The organism is Kribbella sp. VKM Ac-2568 (assembly GCF_004345365.1).
In the GTDB taxonomy this organism is placed as follows: Bacteria; Actinomycetota; Actinomycetes; order Propionibacteriales; family Kribbellaceae; genus Kribbella; species Kribbella orskensis.
The window spans coordinates 312535-335249 of sequence record NZ_SLVF01000003.1 but is presented as its reverse complement, the minus strand read 5'-3'; the positions used below and the strand labels follow the sequence as shown (position 1 = coordinate 335249).

At 69.8% G+C, this 22715-nt stretch carries 22 protein-coding genes; 10 read left to right on the top strand and 12 right to left on the bottom strand.

What is annotated here, in order from left to right; genetic code table 11:
• Window positions 1-20 precede the first annotated feature (20 nt).
• The 3 genes from EV648_RS09075 (at window position 21) to EV648_RS09065 (ending at window position 2972) form a co-directional block, all read left to right on the top strand.
• On the top strand, window positions 21-995 hold the full coding sequence (locus EV648_RS09075) for a hypothetical protein (RefSeq protein WP_241994984.1): 975 nt from the start codon (window positions 21-23) through the stop codon (window positions 993-995).
• Between the two features lie 251 nt (window positions 996-1246).
• Window positions 1247-1681, top strand: coding sequence for a CBS domain-containing protein (locus tag EV648_RS09070; RefSeq protein ID WP_241994983.1), 435 nt, complete (start codon window positions 1247-1249; stop codon window positions 1679-1681).
• 4 nt (window positions 1682-1685) lie between these two features.
• Window positions 1686-2972, top strand: a complete 1287-nt coding sequence (locus tag EV648_RS09065; RefSeq protein ID WP_132287601.1) for an ArsB/NhaD family transporter — start codon at window positions 1686-1688, stop codon at window positions 2970-2972.
• On the opposite strand, the gene EV648_RS09060 is transcribed toward EV648_RS09065, so the two are convergent.
• Complete coding sequence (locus tag EV648_RS09060; protein WP_158293949.1) at window positions 2945-3469, bottom strand: SPFH domain-containing protein; 525 nt, start codon at window positions 3467-3469, stop codon at window positions 2945-2947. The genes EV648_RS09065 and EV648_RS09060 overlap by 28 nt on opposite strands.
• Window positions 3470-3754: 285 nt before the next feature.
• On the opposite strand from EV648_RS09060, the gene EV648_RS09055 reads away from it, so the two are divergent.
• Window positions 3755-4756 carry a histidine kinase gene (locus EV648_RS09055; protein ID WP_241994982.1) on the top strand — a complete coding sequence of 334 codons (1002 nt, stop codon included), beginning with the start codon at window positions 3755-3757 and terminating at the stop codon, window positions 4754-4756.
• Complete coding sequence (locus EV648_RS09050) at window positions 4753-5397, top strand: response regulator transcription factor (protein WP_199234509.1); 645 nt, start codon at window positions 4753-4755, stop codon at window positions 5395-5397. The genes EV648_RS09055 and EV648_RS09050 overlap by 4 nt, the downstream gene beginning before the upstream one ends.
• A 12-nt stretch (window positions 5398-5409) precedes the next feature.
• Here EV648_RS09050 and EV648_RS09045 read toward each other — a convergent pair whose 3' ends face one another.
• A complete protein-coding gene (locus EV648_RS09045) occupies window positions 5410-6954 on the bottom strand; it encodes a PLP-dependent aminotransferase family protein (protein WP_132287595.1) in 1545 nt (514 codons plus the stop codon).
• 28 nt (window positions 6955-6982) lie between these two features.
• Between EV648_RS09045 and EV648_RS09040 the strand changes: the two genes are divergently transcribed.
• Genes EV648_RS09040 through EV648_RS09035 form a run of 3 tightly spaced genes read left to right on the top strand, consistent with a single transcriptional unit; the run spans window position 6983 to window position 9506 of the window.
• A complete protein-coding gene (locus EV648_RS09040; RefSeq protein ID WP_132287592.1) occupies window positions 6983-7813 on the top strand; it encodes a methyltransferase domain-containing protein in 831 nt (276 codons plus the stop codon).
• Window positions 7804-7968, top strand: a complete 165-nt coding sequence (locus EV648_RS43110; RefSeq protein WP_199234508.1) for a hypothetical protein — start codon at window positions 7804-7806, stop codon at window positions 7966-7968. Before EV648_RS09040 ends, EV648_RS43110 begins: the two co-directional genes overlap by 10 nt.
• Before the next feature lie 47 nt (window positions 7969-8015).
• The gene (locus tag EV648_RS09035; protein ID WP_132287590.1) at window positions 8016-9506 is read left to right on the top strand and encodes a CYTH and CHAD domain-containing protein; all 1491 of its coding nucleotides are present in this window, start codon (window positions 8016-8018) and stop codon (window positions 9504-9506) included.
• Between the two features lie 163 nt (window positions 9507-9669).
• On the opposite strand, the gene EV648_RS09030 is transcribed toward EV648_RS09035, so the two are convergent.
• The 9 genes from EV648_RS09030 to EV648_RS08990 form a co-directional block, all read right to left on the bottom strand.
• Entirely contained in the window at window positions 9670-11304 is a 1635-nt protein-coding gene (locus tag EV648_RS09030; RefSeq protein WP_199234537.1) for a cation acetate symporter, read from the bottom strand.
• Between the two features lie 8 nt (window positions 11305-11312).
• Window positions 11313-11657: a DUF485 domain-containing protein gene (locus tag EV648_RS09025; RefSeq protein ID WP_132190308.1), complete on the bottom strand. Its 345-nt coding sequence runs from the start codon at window positions 11655-11657 to the stop codon at window positions 11313-11315.
• Between the two features lie 202 nt (window positions 11658-11859).
• On the bottom strand, window positions 11860-13395 hold the full coding sequence (locus tag EV648_RS09020) for a cation acetate symporter (RefSeq protein ID WP_241994980.1): 1536 nt from the start codon (window positions 13393-13395) through the stop codon (window positions 11860-11862).
• 12 nt (window positions 13396-13407) lie between these two features.
• Window positions 13408-13788 carry a hypothetical protein gene (locus EV648_RS09015; RefSeq protein ID WP_132287584.1) on the bottom strand — a complete coding sequence of 127 codons (381 nt, stop codon included), beginning with the start codon at window positions 13786-13788 and terminating at the stop codon, window positions 13408-13410.
• Between the two features lie 10 nt (window positions 13789-13798).
• Complete coding sequence (locus EV648_RS09010) at window positions 13799-14545, bottom strand: LytTR family DNA-binding domain-containing protein (RefSeq protein ID WP_132287581.1); 747 nt, start codon at window positions 14543-14545, stop codon at window positions 13799-13801.
• Between the two features lie 10 nt (window positions 14546-14555).
• Window positions 14556-15686, bottom strand: coding sequence for a histidine kinase (locus EV648_RS09005; RefSeq protein WP_132287578.1), 1131 nt, complete (start codon window positions 15684-15686; stop codon window positions 14556-14558).
• 17 nt (window positions 15687-15703) lie between these two features.
• The gene (locus EV648_RS09000; protein ID WP_132287575.1) at window positions 15704-16441 is read right to left on the bottom strand and encodes a metallophosphoesterase; all 738 of its coding nucleotides are present in this window, start codon (window positions 16439-16441) and stop codon (window positions 15704-15706) included.
• A 60-nt stretch (window positions 16442-16501) separates the two neighbouring features.
• Window positions 16502-17689: a hypothetical protein gene (locus tag EV648_RS08995; RefSeq protein WP_132287572.1), complete on the bottom strand. Its 1188-nt coding sequence runs from the start codon at window positions 17687-17689 to the stop codon at window positions 16502-16504.
• A complete protein-coding gene (locus EV648_RS08990) occupies window positions 17686-18927 on the bottom strand; it encodes a hypothetical protein (protein WP_132287569.1) in 1242 nt (413 codons plus the stop codon). The genes EV648_RS08995 and EV648_RS08990 overlap by 4 nt, the downstream gene beginning before the upstream one ends.
• Before the next feature lie 123 nt (window positions 18928-19050).
• Between EV648_RS08990 and EV648_RS08985 the strand changes: the two genes are divergently transcribed.
• Window positions 19051-20499 carry a serine/threonine-protein kinase gene (locus EV648_RS08985; protein WP_132287566.1) on the top strand — a complete coding sequence of 483 codons (1449 nt, stop codon included), beginning with the start codon at window positions 19051-19053 and terminating at the stop codon, window positions 20497-20499.
• A 3-nt stretch (window positions 20500-20502) separates the two neighbouring features.
• Here the strand turns inward: EV648_RS08985 and EV648_RS08980 are convergent, their stop codons facing one another.
• Window positions 20503-21111 (bottom strand): hypothetical protein, encoded by a 609-nt coding sequence (locus tag EV648_RS08980; RefSeq protein ID WP_199234507.1) that lies wholly within the window; start codon window positions 21109-21111, stop codon window positions 20503-20505.
• 257 nt (window positions 21112-21368) lie between these two features.
• On the opposite strand from EV648_RS08980, the gene EV648_RS08975 reads away from it, so the two are divergent.
• Window positions 21369-22694, top strand: coding sequence for a dipeptidase (locus EV648_RS08975; protein ID WP_132287563.1), 1326 nt, complete (start codon window positions 21369-21371; stop codon window positions 22692-22694).
• Window positions 22695-22715: the final 21 nt, after the last annotated feature.

The window sequence follows — 22715 nt, the reverse complement described above, 5'->3', positions numbered from 1 at the left end:
GGCGGCTAGTCTGGGTCACCATGCGTATCCGTCCGGTTGCCTTCGTCGTCGCGGGCGTGCTCGTCCTGGCCGGTTGCGGGGGCTCGGGGGCTGAGGATGCGCCGAACGTGCCGCCGTTGGTGCCCGTCAGCACTACGCCTACCGAGACGCCATCCGAGACCCCCTCGCAGACGCCGAGCGGGCCGCCGACGTCCAAGGTCGCGGACACCCTGTGCGTGCGGATGGACCAGACGCTCGTGCAGAAGACTCTCGCCGTGCCGGTGGTCCAGATCCAGCCGAAGGGCGTCCCGGCCGAGTTCGGCCTCCCGACGTACGACGTGTGCCAACTGGGCCTCAGCACGAGCCCCAGCGGCCCGGTACTGCGGGTCGGCATCTCCGTGCTCCCCGCGACCCCGGCGACTCTTGCCGCGGCGCGGAAGGCCTACGACGCCACCAAGGCGGAGCCGGCGAAGCCCGTCACGCTGGGACAGGGTGGGTTCGGCACGAGCCGGTTCGTGGTGTTCCTGCTGGACGGGAAGCTCCTGAAGATCAGCGGACCACCCGCCACGGTCGCGAAGTACGTAGTACTGGGGCAGGACGCGCTGCAGCAGGCGCCCGGCCTGCCGGAGGCGTCGCCGCTGATCACCCGAGAGGAGTGCGAGCGTGGCTCGTCCAGGGCGGACAAGGTGCTCAGCGCACCGGCGATGATCCGCCGGGACAGCGAGACCGACGCGGGTGACCTGGTGTGCGGCTGGATCACCGCGACCGGCGTGCTCTACACCAGCGTCCGGCGGGTCGCGGACGCCGAGAAGGTGATCGCGCCAGCCCGCAAGGCCGCGACCTCGGAGTCCGTCCCGCTGGGCGACGAGGGCTACGTCGACACCGCCTCCGGCCGCGGCATCATCCGCGTCGGCACCGACAAGATCATCGACCTCGTCCCCCTGCCGCCCGGCAAGGCCGACAAGGACGACCTGATCGCCTTCACCCTCGCGATATCCCCGCTCTACACCCGCTGACCTCGCGGCCCCGCAGCTCCCCGGCACCCGGGGAGATGGGTGCTGGAACCCATTCAGCCGCAGCTCTCGCGCAGCAAGACTTTCTGGACAAGCCGCCTCGTCGATGTGAGGCGGCCGAGCTCCAGTGCAGAGGTGAGGTGCGCGACATGGGAGTCTCTCCGACGGTCACGGCCGGGGTCCCGGCGAGGCCCGCCTCGGAACGACGGGACGGTGCCATGCAGGCTGGTGATATCGCTGTCAGTCTCCCGACCGTGACCAGCGCGGACCCGGTGGCGAAGGCGGTCCGGATGATGGCCGTCGGACGGCTGCCCGGGCTGATCGTGGTCGACGCGGACTCCCGGCCGACCGCGGTGCTCCCAGGTTCGCAGGTACTGCGGCTCGCGATCCCCGGGTCGTTCCAGGAGGACCCGATGCTGGCCCGCACGGTCGACGAGGCTCGGGCGGACTCCTTCTGGCGGGAGTTGGGTGGACTGTCCGTCGGCGACTGCCTGCCGCGCCAGCCGCTCAGGCCGGCCACGGTCTCCGCCGATGCCACCCTGCTGGAGATCGCCGCCGTGATGGCGCGACTGCGCAGCCCGTTGGTGGCCGTGGTCGGGCCGGACGGCGTACTGACGGGGACGATCACGCTGGAGCGGCTGCTGACCAGTCTCGCGGTCACCGGGCCCGGCGAGCCGCCGCCGGGGTGACCCGGTGAGACAGGCTCTCGCGCTGGCGATCTTCGCGCTGGCGTTCTTCTTCATCGCCACCGAGAAGGCGAACAAGGTCAAGGTCGTGCTGATCGCGGCCGCCGCGATGGTGCTGCTCGGGCTCGCCCCGGGCGCCGAGGTGTTCTACTCCGAGCACGAGGGGATCGACTGGAACGTCATCTTCCTGCTGCTCGGCATGATGATCATCGTCGGCATCATCAAGCAGACCGGGGTGTTCGACTACCTCGGCATCTGGGCGGCGAAGCGGTCCCGCGGCGAGCCCTACCGCCTGATGGTGATGCTGATGGTGATCACCGCGATCGCCTCGCCGTTCCTGGACAACGTCACCACGATCATGCTGGTCGCGCCGGTCACCGTGGTGGTCTGCGACCGGCTCCGGATCCCGGCCCAGCCGTACCTGATCGCCGAGGTGCTCGCCTCGAACATCGGTGGTGCCGCGACCCTGATCGGCGATCCGCCGAACATCATCATCGGCAGCCGGGCGGGCCTGACGTTCAACGACTTCCTGGTGCACATGGCGCCGATCGTGGTGATCGTCTTCGTGGCCTTCGTCCTGCTCACCCGGCTGCTGTTCCGCCGCTCGTTCCGCTACAACCCCGAGCAGGTGGCGGCGGTGCTCGCGCTGCAGGAGCGCCGGGCGATCAAGGACGGCCGGCTATTGGCGCGCTGCCTCGTCGTACTGGCCCTGGTGGTGGTCGGATTCGCCCTGCACTCGGTGTTGCATCTGGAGCCGTCCATCGTCGCCCTGGTCGGCGCCGGCGCGATGGTGCTGGTCTCCGGGGTCGACGTGCCCGACGTACTGCGCGAGGTCGAGTGGTCGACCCTGGTCTTCTTCATGGGCCTGTTCGTGATGGTGGCCGGACTCGTGCACACCGGAGTCATCTCCGAGATCGGTCACTGGGCGGTCGCCCAGGTCGGCGACAACTACCTGGTCGCGGCGACCGCGCTGCTGTTCGGCTCCGGAGTACTGGGGGCCTTCTTCGACAACATCCCATACGTCGCGGCGATGACGCCGGTGGTGGAGGGCGTGGTCGCCGAGGCACCGGATCCGGACACCGGGCAGTCGCTGTGGTGGGCCTTCGCCCTCGGCGCGGACTTCGGCGGCAACGGGACGGCGGTGGCCGCCAGCGCGAATGTGGTTGCCCTGGGCATCGCTTCGCGGACCGGGCACCACATCACCTTCTGGCAGTTCACCCGGTACGGCATCGTGGTGACGGCCCTCAGTATCTCGATGGCTTGGGTCTACGTCTGGTTGCGGTACTTCGTATGAGTCGGCGCCAGGCCCAGCAATCCAGGGGTGAGCTCGGTTTCGATGCCGTCGACAACGATCATGTCCACGGCCAGGCCGAACTCGGCGGACAGCCGACTGGACTCCTCCGTGACAGGTTTCGTCCGGAATGCCAGCAGGTCTGCAGTCTCGACACGGGAGATCAGCTGAGCGAGCGCGGTCTGGACCGTGCCCGCCGCGGAGCCGACCGGGTCCGCGCAGCCGGCGGCGACGGCCGGGTCCACGATCCGCACGACCGCGGTCGCGAGCAGATGAACCGGTACTGCGTCCCGCGTGCGGGCGGACACTGTGATCGGCAGGTGCAGCGAGGTCCGAGGAAGGGAGTTGCAGCGCTCGATGAATGGCAACCGCAGGACGAGACCGGAGTCCGCCACCCGAACAACCCGCCCGAACCGGCTGACGACCAGCCAGCAGCCGCTCGGAGTCGTCCGGACGGCCAGAACCGCCAGGACGGCCAGCACGATGACTCCGGCAACCACCCATCGCCAGCCTCCATCGGGCGGGAGGACCGCCGCGACCTGTGCCGCTGCGGCGTCTGGGCCCGTGCCTGTGGCTGTGCCTGTGGTTGTGGCTGTGGTGCCTGGGGTGGAGGGCATGGCCGGCTCCTCGGGTGCCGACGCGACGGGTGCCGTCGGCGGTGGGGGTTGCTGGTGCGGCGGACGGTCGGCGAACCCCACGTCTGCCGGCCGTCCGTCGCAGGACCAGTCTGTGTCGGCAGGGTGGTGTGGGGGTATGAGTGCTGCACCCCAACTTCGGCTGGATGCGTGGACAGTCCGATCGGCGTGGGTGAGGGTGGAACGGTGAGCTCGGGAATGGGAATGCCCCTGTACTGGCGGGTCTGCCTGATCAACGGGCTGGTACTGGTGACCGCGACAGTTGCGCTCGCGTTGCTGCCGGTCACGGTCTCCGCCCGCGTGCTGGTGTCCGAGGCGATCGTGCTGCTGCTCGGGCTCGCCGGCATCGTGGTGCTGAACTCGCTCCTGCTGCGCACCAGCCTGGCGCCGCTGGACCGGTTGATCCGGCTGATGGAGCAGGTCGACCTGCAGCGTCCGGGCCAGCGGCTGCCCGAGGACGGCAGCGGGACGGTGGCGAAGCTCGTCAAGAGTTTCAACGCGATGCTGACCCGGCTGGAGATCGAGCGAGGAACCAGCAACGCGAAGGCACTGGCCGCCCAGGAGGCCGAGCGGCACCGGATCGCCCAGGAACTGCACGACGAGATCGGCCAGAGCCTCACCGCGGTTCTGCTCGGCCTGAAGCGGCTGGCCGACCGGGCTCCCGAGGAGCTGCTGGACGAGATCACGCTGGTCCAGGAGACCACCCGCGCCGGGTTGGACGAGGTCCGCGAAGTGGCCCGGCGGCTGCGGCCCGGAGTACTGGAGGATCTGGGGCTGCACAACGCGCTGGCCGCGTTGGCGACGGAGTTCTCCGCGCGCGGGATGCACGTCCGCCGGGTCTTCTCGCCCGGCTTGCCGCCGGTTGCTCCGGAGACCGAGCTGGTGATCTACCGAGTCGCTCAGGAGGCCTTGACCAACGTGGCGCGACATTCCGGAGCTGATCTGGTCGAGCTGTCGCTGCGCCGCCAGGGCTCGCACCTGGTGCTGGGCATCGAGGACAACGGCCGCGGTCTGCGAGGAGCCGAGGAGGGCACGGGCATTCGCGGGATGCGGGAGAGAGCTTTGCTGATCGGTGGCGAGCTCCAGGTCGACGACCGGCCCGGTCGGGGTACTGCGGTCCGGTTGCTCGTCGCGGCGGAGGAGCTCTCGTGATCCGGATCCTGCTCGCCGACGATCACGCGCTCGTCCGCCGGGGCGTCCGGCTGATCCTCGACAACGAGCCCGACCTGACCGTGGTGGCCGAGGCCGGCGACGGTGCCGAGGCAGTGGAGATCGCTCGTACTACGCCTGTCGATCTGGCGGTTCTCGATGTGGCGATGCCCCGGATGACCGGGTTGCAGGCCGCCCTGGAACTGTCCCGGCGGCGCGAGCCACCGCGCATCCTGATGCTGTCGATGTACGACAACGAGCAGTACTTCTTCGCCGCGCTGAAGGCGGGGGCCTCGGGGTACGTGCTGAAGTCCGTCGCCGACCGCGACCTGGTGGACGCCTGCCGCGCGGCCGCCCGGGGTGAGTCCTTCCTCTACCCGGGCGTGATGAGCACGCTGGTGCGTGACTACCTCGAACGGGTACGCCGGGGCGAACGGCTGCCGGGTCAGGTGCTCACCCCGCGCGAGGACGAGGTGGTCAAGCTGATCGCGGAAGGCCACTCCTCCAGGGAGATCGCCAACGCGCTGACCATCAGTCCCAAGACGGTCGAGCGGCATCGCGCCAACATCCTGCAGAAACTCGGCATGCGCGACCGCACCGAGCTGACCCGCTACGCCATCCGCGCCGGCCTGATCGAGCCCTGACCCGCCGCGGCGTCAGCGCAGTACTTCGGCGATGGTGGCGATCGCCTCGGTGATCTCGGTAGGAGTGCGGGCGGCGTAGCCGAGTACCAGGCCTGGAGAACGGGGTTCCTGGTAGTGCCAGGACAGTGGCTCGGTCTTCACGCCGAGGTCCAGGGTCGCCGAGGCCAGCCGGCGGTCGTCGAGCTGCTGGTCGTCGAACGTGATGGTGAGGTGCAGCCCGGCGGCGGCGCCGTGCACGGTGGCGCCGGGGATGTGGTTGCTGATGGCATCGATCATGGCGTCACGGCGCTGCCGGTGGCGCCTGCGGACGAAGCGCAGCTGGCGTTCCAGCTCGCCGGACGCCATCAAGTGGGCGATCACCAACTGTGGCAGGGTCGCATTGCCCAGATCCGCAAGGCGTTTCGCGCCGACCAGGGCTCCCCGGTACTGCGCCGGCGGCAGCATCCAGCCGATCCGCAGGGCCGGGGCGAGGATCTTCGAGAGGCTGCCCGCATAGATGACGCGATCGGTCAGCATTGCCCGCAGAGCGGGAACCGGCGGCCGGTCGTACCGGTGCTCCGCGTCGTAGTCGTCCTCCAGGATCACCCCGCCCTCGGTTGCCCACTGCATGAGCTCCCGCCGCCGCTCACCGTCCAGTACGACGCCCGTCGGGAACTGGTGTGCGGGTGTGACCACCACGGCCCGTGCACCGCTCTCGCGGAGGGCGTCCACCCGGAGTCCATCAGAGTCGACCGGGATGGGTGGGGTCCGCATTCCCCAGGCCTGCAGGTGCAACCGGGACCCGAGTGAACCGGGGTCCTCGACGGCGATCTCGTGGATGCCGTCGTTCTGCAGCACCTGTGAGACCAGGCTCAGGGCCTGGGAGACGCCCGCCACGATGATGAGGTCAGCCGGGTCGGCCTTGATGCCGCGGTTGCGCGCGATCCAGTTCGCGACGGCCAGCCGCAGTTCCGGAGTACCGGCTGGGTTTCCGTAGCCGAAGGCTGAGGCGGAGAGGTCGGTGAGGACTGCCCGCTCGGCCTTGAGCCAGGCGGCGCGCGGGAACGCGGCCAGATCAGGCACCCCGGGCGTGAGGTCGATCCGTGCGGGGAGCGCCCGCATCGCGTCGAACACCTCCAGCCCAGGCTCCGGAACAACACCATCAGTCGGTCTGGTGCGGCCGCGGGAGGTGGCGGACGCCGTACTGGAGCCGGCGGGAGCGCCGGAGGTGCTGTCGGAGTCGGTGCGGGAGGTGCTGATCGGGGCGGCGACCACAACCGTCCCCCCGCGACCCCGACCGGCGACGTGGCCGTCCTCGGTCAGGCGTTGGTAGGCCTCGGTGACGACGCCGCGGGAGATCTGGAGCTCGACGGCCAGCACGCGGGTGGCAGGGAGGCGGCTGCCGATCGGTAGCCGCCCGTCGGAGATCGCCGCGCGGAAACGCTCGGCCAGCCAGTCGGCCAGCCCGCCTGCCGGCGCATCCTCCGGACGCAGTTGGAGGAAGTCCGCGCCAGGCGGCTGAGGGACGGTCTCGCCAGGTATGGACCTACCAATCTTGGCTTGATTGGACCTGTTCACCGGACCATTGTGGCGGCACCTTGGGCTTATGGGAACTGACTACGTGCACGGGTACACCGCCGACGAGACGCGCCGGCTCACCGACCAGGCGAGGACTCTGGCCGACTCGCTGCACGGCAGCACCAGGTATCCGGCGGGCAGCCGGGTGCTCGAGGTCGGCTGCGGTGTCGGCGCGCAGACCGTGCAACTGGTCACCGGCAGCCCGGGGATCGATCTTGTCTCGGTCGACATCTCCGAGGAGTCGCTGGCGCTCGCCAAGGCCCGGGTTGCCGCTGAGGCGCCGGGTGCACGAGTCGAGTGGCACCACGGCGACCTGCTGGAGCTGCCGTTCGAGGACCGATCGTTCGACCACCTCTTCGTCTGCTTCGTGCTCGAGCATCTCCCCGAACCCCAGCAGGCGCTCGCCGTACTGCGGAGGCTGGTGCGGCCGGGCGGCTCGATCACGGTGATCGAGGGCGACCACGGTTCGGCGTTCTTCCACCCGCGCAGCGACGACGCGCAGGCGCTCATCGACTGCCTGACCGACTTGCAGGCACTGGTCGGCGGTGACGCCCTGATCGGACGGCAGTTACAGCCGCTGCTCGCGGGCGCCGGCTACGACGACGTCCGAGCCTGGCCGTGCACCGTGTACGCCGACGAGACGCTGCCGCACCTGGTCGACGGGTTCACCCGGAAGACGTTCATCGCGATGGTCGAGTCGGTCCGGGAGCGCGCGCTCGCCGCCGGACTGCGGACACCGGCGCAGTGGGAGCAAGGGATCCGTGCCCTGGAGCGATCGGCCGAGCCCGGTGGCACCTTCCACTACACGTTCTTCAAGGCTGTCGGCCTCGTCCCGGGAGGAGCCGGACCATGTGGCTGATCGTCGTGCTGGTGTTGGTCGTCGCGGGGCTGGAGTGGAACCGCCGCCGCCAGCCCTGTCCGAAGGACCCGGTGACCCGACGGACCGGTGAACAGGACCGGGACCTTGAGCGTCTGTTGGATGAACTGAGGGCTGCCGCCGGTCGGGAATCTTGACACGCATCGGGGTAGGACCGATTGGTCGCGACTGGTAGACAAGGGACATGTCGCCGACTGAGCAGGTTGAGATCGAGAGCAAGTACGACGTCGACGAGCACGCGACCCTGCCCGCGCTGCACGAGTTGCCCGGAGTCGCGAGTGTCGCGCCGCCGGTCGAGCTGCAGCTGGAGGCGGTGTACTTCGACACCGAGGCTTTCGATCTCGCCGCGGCGAAGGTGACCTTGCGCCGGCGTACCGGTGGTGAGGACGACGGCTGGCACGTGAAGCTGCCGATCTCGTCGGGCGAACGGCTGGAGATCCGCCACCCGCTCGGCCGGGCGGTCCGGAAGGTGCCGATCCAGGTGGTGCGCACGGTCCGGGTGCACGTCCGCGACAACGAGCTGGTGCCGGTGGTGACGCTTGCTACCCGCCGGATCGTGCACCGGTTGCTCGACGCCGACGGCGAGGTCCTCGCCGAGGTGAGCGACGACGAGGTGACCTCGACCGTCGACGACGTCACCGAGAGCTGGCGCGAGTGGGAGGTCGAGCTGGTCAACGGCGAGCAGGAGCTGCTGGAAGCCGCGACGCCCTTGCTGCTCGCAGCCGGTGCCTCGCCCGCGTCCGGCCCGAGCAAGCTGGCCCGCGCGCTCGGCGATCGCGTTCCCGCTCCCGACTCCTGGGAGCTTCCTGCCAAGCCGGTCACGGCCGACCTGTTCCACGCGTACGCCGCGGCGCAGGTGAAGGCGATCTACCTGCGCGACCCCGAAGTACGGCGGGACCTGCCCGACTCGGTGCACAAGATGCGGGTGGCGACGCGGCGGCTGCGGTCCGCCCTCGCGACGTACCGGCCGGTGGTGGATCGCGAGGCGGGAGACCTGATCCGCGAGGAGCTGAAATGGTTCGCCGGTGAGCTCGGCGGCGCACGCGACGCCGAAGTACTGCGCGAGCACTTCGATACTGCGGTCGACGCGCAACCGGTTGAGCTGGTGATGGGCCGCGTCGCCGGCACCATCGACGACCACCTGCGGGGCGTCTACAAGGCAGCCCGGGTGCAGGCGCTGGCGGCTCTCGAGAGCGAGCGATACTTCCGGCTGCTCGACACCCTCGATGAGCTGCTCACCCAGCCGCCGCTCACCGAGGAGTCACCGCGCAAGGCGGCCAAGCAACTCCCCGAGCTGCTGAAGCACGACTGGAAGCGGATGCGGAAGGCGGTCCGCCGGGTGGAGAGCGCCGAGGACATCACCGAGCGGGATCACGAGCTGCACGAGGTCCGCAAGGCCGCCAAGCGACTCCGGTACGCCGCGGAGTCGGCCGAACCGGTGCTCGGCTCGAAGGCGAGCGAGCTCGCCGCGCGGGCCGAACAGGTGCAGGAAGTGCTCGGCGAGCACCAGGACAGCGTGGTCGCGAGGGAGCTGCTCAGGCAGCTCGCGGTACAGGTCCACCTGGATGGCGGTAACGCGTTCACCTTCGGGCGGCTGCACGCGGCCGAGGAGCATCGCGGCGAGACTTCGTACTGGCAGTTCCTCGAACTCTGGCCCAGCCTCCACGTCGGCTGACCACCCGCCCGCGGCCGCCTGCCCGGCGGCTATCCGATTTGGGGTGGAACGCCGGACGGGCCCGGCTGGTTTGCCGGGCCCGTCGCGGAGGGCGGAAGTGGTGCTGTCAGGCAGGTTCGCAAGAACGCAGCAGGGCCTGCCTGGCAGGTCTCGGTGAGCTGGACTAGTGCTGGACCGCCTTCTCGGCGCCCGCGCCGGTCAGGGAGCGGACCTCCATCTCGGCGAACTTGTCGATGTTCGTGCCTTCCTTGCTGGTCAGCGTGCCGACGATGCCGAGCACGAAGGCGAGCGGGATCGAGACGATTCCCGGGTTGTCCAGCGGGAACCAGTGGAAGTCGATGCTGGTGTCGGTGATCATCGACAGGCTGGCGCCGGTCTTGGCGTCGACCTTGCCGGAGACGACCGGGGAGAACGCGATCAGGATGATCGCGGAGGACAGGCCGCCGTAGATGCTCCAGAGCGCGCCGCGGGTGTTGAAGCGCCGCCAGAACAGTGAGTAGAGGATGGTCGGCAGGTTCGCGCTCGCCGCGACCGCGAAGGCCAGGGCGACCAGGAACGCGATGTTCTGGCCGTTGGCGAAGATGCCGCCGATGATCGCGACCACACCGATCACCAGTACGGTGATCCGGGCGACCCGGACCTCGCCGTCGCCGCTGACCTGGCCCTTCTTGATCACCTGGCCGTAGATGTCGTGGGCGAACGACGCGCTCGCCGTGATCGTCAGGCCGGCCACCACCGCGAGGATCGTGGCGAAGGCGACCGCGGAGATCACCCCGAGCAGGAGCTCACCACCCAGTTCGTACGCCAGCAGCGGGGCGGCCGAGTTCGCCTTGCCGGGAGCCGCCCGGATCGCGTCGGGTCCCACCAGCGCGGCCGCGCCGTACCCGAGCACGAGGGTGAACAGGTAGAAGATGCCGATGATCCAGATCGCCCACGAGACACTGCGCCGGGCCTCCTTGGAGGAGGGGACCGTGTAGAAGCGCATCAGCACGTGCGGCAGACCGGCGGTGCCGAGCACCAGGGCCAGCGCGAGCGAGATGAAGTCGAGCTTGCTGATCCCGGTCGCGCCGTACTGCAGGCCCGGGTTGAGCAGCTTCTCGCCGGCGGCCGGGCTCTTGTCGACCGCGGCACCGAGCAGGTCGGAAAGGTTGAAGGCGTACTTCGCGAGCACCCACAGCGTCATGATGCCGGCGCCGATGACGAGCAGCACCGCCTTGACGATCTGGACCCAGGTGGTGCCCTTCATGCCGCCGACGAGCACGTAGGTGACCATCAGCAGGCCGACCACCGCGATCACCAGGCTCTGACCGGCGCGGCCCGAGATGCCGAGCAGCAGCGCGACCAGACCACCGGCGCCGGCCATCTGGGCCAGCAGGTAGAAGAAGCTGACGACCAGGGTCGAGATCGCCGCGGCCATCCGGACCGGGCGCTGCTTCAGCCGGAAGGACAGTACGTCGGCCATCGTGAAGCGGCCGGTGTTCCGGATCAGTTCGGCGACCAGCAGCAGGGCAACCAGCCAGGCGACCAGGAAGCCGATCGAGTAGAGGAAGCCGTCGTAGCCGTTCAGCGCGATCGCGCCGGCGATGCCCAGGAAGGACGCGGCGGACAGGTAGTCGCCCGCGATCGCGATGCCGTTCTGCGGGCCGGTGAACGACCGGCCGCCGGCGTAGTAGTCGGCCGCGGTCCGGTTGTTCCGGGAGGCCCGGATCACGATCGCCAGGGTGGCCACCACGAACAGCGCGAAGATCGCGATGTTGACCGTCGGGTTGCCGATCTCGGTTGCCAGCGGCAACATCATTGGCGCGCTCACTGGTGTTCTCCCTCGATCAGGTGCCGCATCTTCTCGGCGGCGGGGTCGATCTCCTTGTCGGCCCAGCGGACGTAGATCATCGTGATCGCGAAGGTCGAGACGAACTGGCCGAGCCCGAACAGCAGCGCGACGTTGATGTTGCCGGCGACCTTGTGCGACATGAAGTCGGGGGCGTAGGCGGCGAGCAGGACGTAGAGGAAGTACCAGGCCAGGAACAGGCCGGTCATCGGGAACACGAAGCGCCGGAAGCGGCGACGCAGCTCGGAGAAGTCCGGTGACAGCTGGACATCTCGGTACGTCGTCAGTTCAGGGTCGCCGTCCGCGCGGCGGGTTTCGCTCATCGCGGTGACCTCCAGACGGGATTCGGGCCGGGCGGAGTCCGGCGCAGGGGCGTTGCTGCCCGTACTGTGCGCCACGTCACTCCGGCTCCGACACCTCCCGCGCGGACCCTGCGCCCAGCGGCCGTCACCCCTCGGTCGGCGGGTCCCACCCGTGCGACGAGCGGTCGGAACCGCACGACGAACGGCTTCCTGCGGACAAACGTCAGGGCTGGGGGAAGCTGCGGTCGACGTCGACGGCTTCGGGGGTGTGCAGGCGGACCAGACTGCGGGCGGTGCCGGCCGGGATCCGCTGCGGGGTGAGCCTGGAGACGACGATCATGGTGAGGAAGGCCAGCGGCATCGTCCAGGCCGCCGGTTGCCCGAACAGAGCCTTCGGCCAGCCACCGCTGGGTGGCCCGATCACGTTCACCAGCACCGCGGTGATCGCCGCGACCCCGCCGACCAGCAGCCCGGCCGCGGCGCCTACCGTCGACATCCGGCGCCACCAGATACCGAGCACCAGCAACGGGCAGAAGGTCGACGCCGCCACCGCGAACGCGAGCCCGACCGTGTCGGCCAGGCTCAACCTCCCGGTCAGCTCGAACGCCAGATAAGGAAGTGCGATCGCCAGCAGAGCGGCGATCCGGAAGCCGTTGACGGCCAGGTAGTCCCCGCCGGTCACCCGGTTCAACCTGCCGCGCAACAGGTCCTGGTCGATCACGCCCGCGATGGCGACGGTCAACCCGGACGAGGTCGACAGGAACGCCGCGAACGCACCGGCAGCCACGAGCGCACCCAGCAGATCCCCTACTGTGCCAGGGAAAATCCTCCCCGGCAGCTCGAGAACCACCGTGTCCGCGCCCGCACCGATCAAGTCCGGCGCGAAGCTCCGCCCCAGTACGGCGTACATCGGGGGGAAGAGGTAGAACGCGCCGAGCAACGCCAGCACGACCACCGTCGTACGGCGGGCGGCTCGTCCGTCCGGGTTCGTGTAGAACCGGACCAGCACGTGCGGCAGGCCCATCGTCCCGAAACAAAGGGCCAGGAGCAACGAGTACGTCGCATAGAGCGGGTGGTCGCGGCCGCCCGCGGTGGACAGTGGCTCGGCCCACTCGGCCCCGGCGCCGTGCAGGGAGTCCAGCAGGCCGACCGGGTGCTCCGACGAGCGCCAGGCGATCAGGATGACGAAGATCGGCGCGGCCAGGGCGGTCAGCTTCAGCCAGTACTGGAACGCCTGGACGAAGGTGATCGAGCGCATCCCGCCGGCGGCGACGTTGATCACCACGATCACCGCGACCACGGCCGCACCGACCGAGGACGGGGCGCCGGTCACCGTGCGGAGGGTCAGTCCGGCGCCACGCAACTGAGGCAGCAGGTAGAGCGTGCCGATGCCGACCACCAGGAACGAGCAGATCCGCCGGACCACCGCGGACTCGAAGCGGGTCTCAGCGAAGTCGGGCAACGTGTAGGCGCCGGATCTGCGCAGCGGTGCCGCGATCAGCACCAGCAGCATCAGGTAGCCGACGGTGTAGCCGACCGAGAACCAGAGCATGTCGGCGCCGTTCACCAGCACCAGTCCGGCGACGCCGAGGAAAGATGCCGCCGACAAGTATTCGCCGCTGATCGCGGAGGCGTTCCAGCGTGGGGTGACGGCCCGGCTGGCGACGTAGAAGTCGCTCGTGGTGCGAGAGATCCGGAGACCGAACAGGCCGATCCCGATCGTCGCGGCGATCACCAGCCCGATCGCCGTCAGACTCATTGCCGGGGACATCTATTTCCGTCCCACGAACTCGGTGAACTCGGCTTCGATCCGTTCGGCGTTGCGGGTGTAGACGCGGGCGGCGACGTATACCACCGGGTAGACGACCACGCCGAGCAGGAGCCAGGGCAGCGGCAGGCCGACGACGGAGAACGTCCGAGTGGCCGGAACCAGCCAGAAGAGCAGCGGCAGACCGCCCAGCATGACCGCGGCTCCGAGGATCACCGCCAGCGCGAGCCGGAGCTGGGACTGGATCAGCGAGTGCATGTAGACCTCGCCGACGCGGGTCTGCTCGTCGATCTCCCGGGTGCCGGTGTGGCTGGTCGAACGCCGCGCCGCGCTGGTCCGCGGGCTCGTCACCCGGATCCGCCGCGGCGCGTCCGGCGTACTCATCCGGTCTGCTTCATCCGCGCAGCGAGGTCGAGCGGACCAGCAGGTCGCGCAGTTCGCGGGTGTGCCGGCGGCTGACCGGCAGCCAGTCGTCGCCGACCCGGACCGCGCAGCGGCCGCCGTCCACCCGCATCTCGTCCACGTGGGCGAGAGCGACCAGGGTGCTGCGGTGGATCCGGGTGAAGCCCGCGTCGCGCCAGCGTTCCTCCAGGGTGCTGAGCGGGACCCGGACCAGGTGCGAGTTCTGGCCGGTGTGGAGTCGCGCGTAGTCACCCTGCGCCTCGACGTACCGGACGGTCGAGCGCTGGACGAACCGGGTGACGCCGGCCAGCTCGACCGGGATCGTCTCGTCGTCGGAGTCGTCCTGCGGCTGCGTCGCGGTCGGAGTCCCCGCGTTGACGACCCGGCGTACGGCCTCGGTCAGGCGCTCGGCCCGGACCGGCTTCATCACGTAGTCCGTCGCGTCCAGGTCGAAGGCGGCGACCGCGTGCTCGTCGTACGCGGTGACGAAGACGATCTGCGGGCGGCTGGCGAACTTCGACAGCACCCGGGCCAGGTCGATGCCGTCCAGCCCGGGCATCTTGATGTCGCAGAACACCACGTCGAGGTCGGCCGCCTGCAGGATCTTCAGCGCGTCGGGTCCGTTCGACGCGGTCCGGATCTCGCCGATCCGTTTGTCCTGCGACAACAGATAGACCAGCTCGGCCAGCGCGGGCTCCTCGTCGTCAGCGACGAGAACCCGGAGCGGAGAGTCGGTCATGGCCGACAGACTAAGCGGATGCGTGCACCCCTGAGGAGTATTTGGGGACCCGGAAGCTGACCTTTGTGCCTGCCTCGGGCGCGGTCTCGACCACCAGGCCGTAGTCGTCGCCGTAGACCTGCCGCAACCGGGCGTCGACGTTGCCGAGGCCGACGGAGTCGCCCGCGGACTCGCCGGCCAGCGCCGCGCGGATCACCTCGGGATCGCTGCCGGCACCGTCGTCCTCGACGCTGATCTCCGCCTCCAGCCCGCGGTCCTGCGCCCGGATGGTGATCCGCCCGATGCCGGTGGTGCCGTCCAGACCGTGCCGTACCGCGTTCTCCACCAGCGGCTGGACCACGAGGAAGGGGATCGCGACCGACAGCACCTCGGGCGCGATCAGCAGCGACACCTTGAGGCGTTCGCCGAAGCGCGCCTGCTCCAGCACGAGGTACCGCTCGACGTTGCGGAGCTCGTCCGACAGCGTGGTGAACTCCCCGCCCCGGCGCAGGGCGTAGCGGGAGAAGTCGGCGAACTCGAGCAGGAGCTCCCGGGCCCGCTCGGGATCGGTCCGGACGAAGGAGGCGATCGCGGCCAGCGCGTTGTAGATGAAGTGCGGGCTGATCTGCGCCCGGAGCGCCCTCAGCTCGGCCTCCATCGCGCGGGTGCGCTCCTTGTTCAGCTCGGCGAGCTCCACCTGGCCGGAGACCCAGCGAGCCACCTCCTCGGTGGCCCGGACGAGTGCGGCCGAGGAACGTGGGCTGTAGGCGACCAGCACGGCCACCACGTGATCCTCCGTCACGATCGGAGCCACCACCGCAGTACGGACGGGGCATTGCGGGTCACCGCAGGCGACGTCGTGCGGGCCGAGCACCGCGGTACGGCCGGTTCGCAGGGTGACGGCGGCGATCGCCTTGGCGTCGCGGCGGTGGTTGCTCTCGTACGGACCGCCGACGCCGTCCCAGGCCAGTACGCCGGAGGAGTCGCAGATGGCGATGGCCGCGGTACCGAGGAGGTCGCGAAGGTGCTTGCTGGCCTTGCCCGCCGCGGCCGGGGTGAGTCCTTCGCGCAGGCTCGGCGTGGCCAGCGAGGCGGTATGCAGGGTCGCATACGTCGCCTTGTCGGCCGGAGTTCCGAAGTGCTTCCGACGCCGCGCGAACATGCCCCGACGGTAGCCGGTCAGCCCTTCGAGCGCGGCCTGAACGCGGCGAGGGCGTCGGTGTCGGAGTAGTTGGAGCGGAGGTACTCGTCCATCCAGGTCTCGATCCCTGGGTACGACGACTGCTTGGCAAGCTGCTGCGTGGCGGCTGCCGTGTCAAAGTGAGTGCGCCTGAGCTCGACGCCGTCGGCCGTCAGCAGAGCCCAGCTGGCTCCGGGGGCGCCGTACGGCATCCCGACGCTGCCGGCGTTGACCACCAACCGCCGATCGACCTGCCGGGCGAACGGCATGTGCGTATGTCCGCACACGATGGTCCTGACTTCCTCCGGTACGCCGCTTAGGACGTCCGCCCACCGCGAGATCGGGCTGTCCACCAGCACCATCTCCTCGTCGTCGCGAGGAGTCGCATGGCAGAACAGCGTGTCCCCGATCGTGACGCTGGCCGGCAACTCGTCCAGCAGCTCGACCTGATCCGCCCGCAACTCCCCGGCCGCCCACGGACTCACCTCGTCCGGCGCCTCCCCGCGGAACTCCCCCCGAGCCATCGCCACCAATTCCCGGTCCGCGTTCCCCCGAACCCAGACCGCCCGTTCCCCCAGCCCCACCAGCAGATCCAACGTCTCCACCGGCAACGGCCCACTGGCGATATCCCCGGCCAGCACGATCACATCCGCGCCCGCGACGTCGGCCTCCCCGAGCACCGCCTTCAAAGCAGGCAACACCCCGTGCACATCCGCCAGCACCACAATCCGTTCCATATAGGCAGTCTCCCGCCTGCTGGGCGCGAGGGGCTGCCAGTTAGCTGCTGGCAGACGCCGTCAGTCGCCGATCCTCAGTGAGCTGGTGCTGGACAGCGGCGTCGCCAGCTCGCACGCGCCGGTGCTGATGTCGCAGCGGATGATCGCCCGCCTGCCGTACCCGTCCTCGCCGCCACCGTCGCTCGCGTCGGCGATGATCAGGAAGTGCTGGTCGTCCTCGGCCTCGCTCTGGTGGAAGCAGCTACTCCATTCGCGGATCAGTCGTCCGGTGCTGGCATCCAGGGCGGCGACGGTGGTGTCGCAGTACCCGTCGAGGTACGACGGGCGGCCGATCGCCGTGGCGCCGTCCGGCGTGAAGGCGGACAGCTGGTTCTCGCAGGTCCGCCAGAGCTTCTTGCCGGTCGCGACGAGGGTGACGTCGGAGCAGGTGCCGCTGTCGTTGAGCAGTCCGATCGACGCGGCGACCCGGCCGTCGTCCGACAGAGCCGTCGGTGATTTCACCGTCGTGATCTCGGTCGCCTTCGCGGCGCCCGGCGTCCACTCGTACAGGTTCCAGTTGCTGCCGGTCTCGGTGGCTGACGCCCGGAAGTAGACCTTGCCGTTCCGGTAGGCGAGGGGGTAGACGTCCCAGCTGTTCGGCAGTTGGAGTGACTTCACCGACTCAATCGTCTCGGCGTAGACGATGCCGCCCCTGAGCGCGCCGCCACCTTCCGTGGTCCGCGTGGCCGCATAGGCGACCGCGGTCTGGTCGTCGGTGGAGACCAGGTCGGTCACATCCGGGACCCGCTCGACCGCGCCGTAGTCGATCTTGACCAGTTCCGTGCCGTTGCCTTTGGAGACCACGGCCAGCACTCTGCTGCCGAGCCGGGCGATCGCGTGGATGTTGCCGCTGCCGGGGATCTTGGTCGGATCGCCGGCACCGCCGCGGACCTCGCGGCCGACCAGGTACGGGATCTGGGGTGCGCGGCCCTTGGGGAGCTTCGCGAGGTTCAGCTTGATCCTGGTCGGGCCGGTGGACGTCGTCTGGGGTGCGGACGGCGTCCGGGACGGCGTCGTCGACGGGGTGACTGACGGCGTCGGCGTCCGGCTGGGAGTAGGGGTGGCCGGGCTGGTCGGTGCGAACAGCGGAGCCGCAGCGGAGTCGTTCCCGCGAGGCCCCTGCTGGTAGGCGAACACCCCGCCCAGGGCGACAGCCGCGACCGCGACCGCCGCGACCAGCACGATCAGCCGGCCGTTCTTCTGCCTCATGCCTGAGCTCCTAACAGCCGTAGGTCGTACCGCCGGATCTTGGTCAGCGGCGTCGCGAGCTCGCAGCCGCCGGTGGTGATGCTGCACCGGATGATCGCGCTCTTCGTCCCCTCGCCATTGTCGGCGACCATCAGCAGGTGGTCGTCGTCCTCGGCCAGCGCGTGCAGGAACAGCGCCCCGACCCACTTCCGCCGCAGCTCACCCGTCCGGGCGTCCAGCGCGGCGGTGAATGGGTCCGAGCCGCCGGCCCGGAAGTCCGGGGTCGCGTAGACGGTCCGGCCGTCGGGCGTGAAACCGTTCAGTGCGTACTCACAGGTCCGCCAGAACTGCTTGCCGTTGTCCACTTCCCTGAGCGCCGAGCAGAAGGTCTGGGCCGCCCCGGCGATCTGGTCGACGCCGGTCCGGCCCTGGTAGTCGACGCGGAACGGGGACTTGAAGCTGCGCAGCCGGGTCACCTTGCCGGACTTGGAGTTCCACTCGTTCAGAGCCGAGGTGATCCCGTTCGGGTCCGTGTCGGAAGCGAAGTACACGGTGTCTCCGACGACCGCGAGCACAGTCGAGCCCCAGTCGTTCGGCCGCTCCAGCTTCCGCGATGGCAACTCCTTCTCGTCCGGCAGCGGGAGACTGTTCGACCAGTAGACGGCGCTGCCCCTGGCCCGGGTGTGGTCTGGGTTCTGGGGCGCGGTCGCGAACGCGTACTCGGTCACATCCAGGGAGCCCACCAGGCTCGCGACGTCCGGGATCCGCACGGGACCGAACCCGGGATGGCCGGCGTTCGTGTCCACGGTGACGAGTTCGCTGCCGCCCTCACCGACCTCCAGCAGTGCGACGAGCTGGGTCCCGAATTGCAGTGCTTGCAGGATGTTCTGCTTGCCCGGGATGGTGTGGTCGGTGCCGGGCCCGCCCTTCACCACCCGGCCCTCGAGGTACGGCTGCTGAGGTGCCCGCCCGAGCTGCAACTTGGCGAGATCGATGGTCACCGTGGCCGGGATCCCCGGTCGGGACGGCGTCGGCGTCGGCTTGGGCTTGGTGCTCGGCGTGGAGCTGGGAGTGGCTGAGGGTTTGGGTGACGAGGCGGTCGGGGACGGCCCGGCCGGCAGCGGCGCGGCACCTGTACCGCCCGTAGCAGGGCCGCGCTGGGCCGCCAAGGCGCCACCGCTGACCACTGCCAGTACCGCGGCTGCCGCCACGCCGACGGCAAGCGCACCGTTCTTGTGCTTCACGTTCGGTCGTCCCATCGATTCGTCCCCGTCGGCGATGGGACGACGGCCGGCCCCGATTTGTTCGTCACGAGCCGCGTTTCCGTCTCGTTGCCCCGCTCCGGCGACCCGGTCGCAGGAGCGATCGAGCATAATGCGGGCATGGACCAGCCACCGCGGATCGGCCGGTACTCCCTGGTCCGCCGGGTGGGTGCTGGTGGTTTCGCGACCGTCTGGCTGGCCCGGGACGAGCAGTTGGACGCCGATGTCGCGGTCAAGATCCTGTCCGACAACTGGATCGACGAGGACGACGTCCGCCGCCGGTTCCTGGCCGAGGGCCGGTTCCTGCGCCGGGTCGACTCGCCGCACGTGGTCGGCGTGCACGACATCGGCGAGACCGAGGACGGCCGCCCGTACCTGGTCCTCACGTACGCCGACGGCGGGTCGCTCGCGGACCGGATCAAGGCCGGGCCGCTGGAGATCGACGAGGCCGTCGACGTGATCACCCAGGTGGGCAGCGGGCTCAAGCAGCTACACGCCCGCGGCGTCCTGCACCGCGACGTGAAACCCGCGAACGTGTTGTTCCGCACCGACCCGGCCGGTGATCGCGCGATGCTCGGCGACCTCGGCCTGGGCAAGTCCCTGGAAACCGTGTCCCAGTTGACGATGCCGGGCGGTACTCCGGCGTACGTCGCGCCCGAGCAGGTGATGGGCGACCGGCTGGACCAGCGCGCCGACCTGTACTCCCTCGGCGCGGTCGCCTACGCGGCCTTCACCGGCCAGGCGCCGCACGGCGTGATCAGCCTCGGCGCGGTGATGCGGATCGACGCCCCGCCGCCGTCGATGACCACACTGCGCGCGGACGTCTCGGACGCGATCGACGTGGTGGTCCGGCGGGCCCTCGAGCCGGACCGGGACAAGCGCTGGCCAGACCTCGACAGCTTCCTCAACGCCCTCCGCGAGGCCCACACCACCGGCGAGATCCCCGCCAATCTGGTCCCCGCCGAAGAGCTTTCCGCCCCCGCGAGTCCGGTTGCCGTCGACCAGGAGACCGCCCCCTCGCCGGCCAACGTCGCGACCATCGCCGCCGTCCCGCCCACCGAGGTGGCCCCCGAACCCCGCCGCTTCACCCGGGCCCGCGTGATTGCCGTGCTCGCAGCGGTGGTCCTGGCCGCAGTTGGGGGCTTGGGCGGCTATGCCTTGGTTCTGAGCCGCCCGGTGACAGTCACCGACGACTCTGGGCGGCTGTCGGTGCAGGTGCCGCGGGACTGGGATGAGAAGTCGACCAAGGCGGCGGACGGCTCGAAGGCGCTGCTGGTCAGCCCCGACTCCGCCGGCTGGCAGGCGAACAACGGCGCCTACGGTGTGTTCATGGGCGTGCTGCCGATGTCGACCCTGCCCACGGTGCAGACCGTCACAGCTCCCCAGGGGTGCAAGCCGACAGGCGCGGTTACCGAAGAGGTCGACAAAAGGCCGTCCGTGACCATCGCCTACGACTGCGGCGTGGTGGAGCGCTACTCGAAGCTCTCACAGACGGAGATGCTCCGAGTCCAGGTGCGAGCCCTGGACCCGGAGCGCGACGACGTCCTCAACTCCGCGAAGTATCAGTAGGTACTACGGCACCAGCGAGGTCAGCGACATCACCGACGCCTTGTGGAGGCGGGGGATGACGTTGAGGGTGGCGGGGTCCGAGGCGTAGAGGTGGGAGCCGGACTCGTAGACGAGGTACGCGGTGCCGTTGTACTCGGTGATGCCCTCGGTCATGCTCGGCGCGCGGAAGCAGCTCAGCTGGGCCGCGTCGAGATCCTTCTGACCCCGGCGTACGACGTACAGGTTGCTCCGGTTCCCGCGTCCGTACGACGTGCTGTAGACGAAGTGTTTCGCCGTGATCATCAGGCCCTGCGTCTTGGTCGGCACCTCCCAGGCGCCGGCGACCGTGGTCAGGGTGCCGTCGTCGGCGATCTTGTACTCGTACATCGTGCCGCGGCCGGTGTCATTGAAGGAGCCGGACCACAGGGAGTCGCCGTAGCTGCTCAGGAAGGACGCCGACGCCACCTCGCGGGCGGTGCCCACCTGCGTCAGGTACGGCGTACCGGCGGCCTTCATTGCGTCGCGGAGCTCGGTCAGCCGGTACTTGCGGATGGAGGTGCCGGCGCCGGAGACGAAGGCCCATCCCTTGCTGGTGGTGATTCCCCCGACGTGTGACTCCGCGATGGCGACCACGCCGACGGTGGCGCCGGTGGCCGGGTCGATGCCGTAGATCTGGGAGTCGGCGCCGGTGCGGTACTCGGTGCGCTGACGGTGGTGAGCGCCGCGGCGGTGCTGATGAAGGCGGTCAGGATGGCTAGGGGGCGGGCCATGAGATCCTCTCGGGTTCGGGCGATAACCTTCGGGATGCCTACCCTAAACCGTAAGATCCTTACTGCCCCTCCTTTTGACCGGCATGGGGTCTCGAGCGGGACCGCCGTACCGTAGGGCGCATGTCTGACTTGTCTGCGGCGATCGACCGCGTACTGCCCTCCGTCCGCGCCGACCTCGAGGACCTCATCCGGATTCCCTCGGTCAGCGCCGACCCGGCCCGCGCGGCCGACGTCCAGCGGTCCGCCGAGGCGACCGCCGCCCTGTTCGAGGCCGAGGGCTTCTCGGTGAAGATCGTCCGGGCCGGTGAGGGCGCGCCCGCCGTGATCGCCAAGAAGCCGGCCCCGGAGGGCAAGCCGACGGTACTGCTCTACGCGCACCACGACGTGCAGCCGACCGGCGCGCTGGACGAGTGGACCTCGCAGCCGTTCGAGCCGACCGAGCGGGACGGCCGGCTGTACGCCCGCGGCGCCGCCGACGACAAGGCCGGCATCGCCGCCCACCTCGCCGCCGTACGGGCCTTCGGCAACGATCTGCCGGTCGGCGTGACGGTCTTCGTGGAGGGCGAGGAGGAGATCGGCTCGCCGACCCTGCTGGCGCTGCTGGACGAGTACGCCGACGACCTGACCTCCGACGCGATCGTGATCGCCGACTCCGGCAACTGGGCGATCGGCCAGCCGGCGCTGACCGTGTCCCTGCGCGGCCTGGTCGACTGCTACGTCGAGGTGCGGACGCTCAAGCACGCGGTGCACTCGGGCCTGTTCGGTGGTGCCGTGCCGGACGCGCTGTCGGCTCTGTGCCGCCTGCTCGCGACCCTGCACACGGACAACGGTGACGTCGCCGTCGACGGGCTGCACGCGACCCGCGCGGCCGACCTGGACTACCCGGAGGACCGGTTCCGGGCCGAGTCGAGCGTGCTGGACTCCGTCCGGCTGATCGGCACCGGCACGCTGGTCGACCGGCTGTGGACCCGCCCGGCGATCGCGGTACTGGCCATCGACGCGCCGCGCGTCGCCGACGCGAGCAACACCCTCGTACCGGTCGCCCGGGCGAAGGTGAGCCTGCGGGTGGCGCCGGGTGACGACGCGGTCAAGGCGATGGAGGCCCTGCGCAACCACCTCGAGCAGAACGCCCCGTGGGGCGCCCAGGTCACCGTCACGGATGGCGATCTCGGCCAGCCGTGCAGCATCAACGCCCGCGGTGGCGCGTACGACGCGGCCCGGTCCGCCTTCGCCGCGGCCTGGGGCGTGGAGCCCGTCGACACCGGGATGGGCGGCTCGATCCCCTTCATCGCGGAGTTCCAGCAGGCCTTCCCGCAGGCCGCCGTACTGGTCACCGGGGTGGAGGATCCGGATACCCGCGCGCACGGCATCGACGAAGGCCTGCACCTGGAGGAGTTCGCCAAGGTCTGCCTGGCCGAGGCGCATCTTCTTCAGAACTTGGCATGATCGGTGGGACCGGGCTTTCCG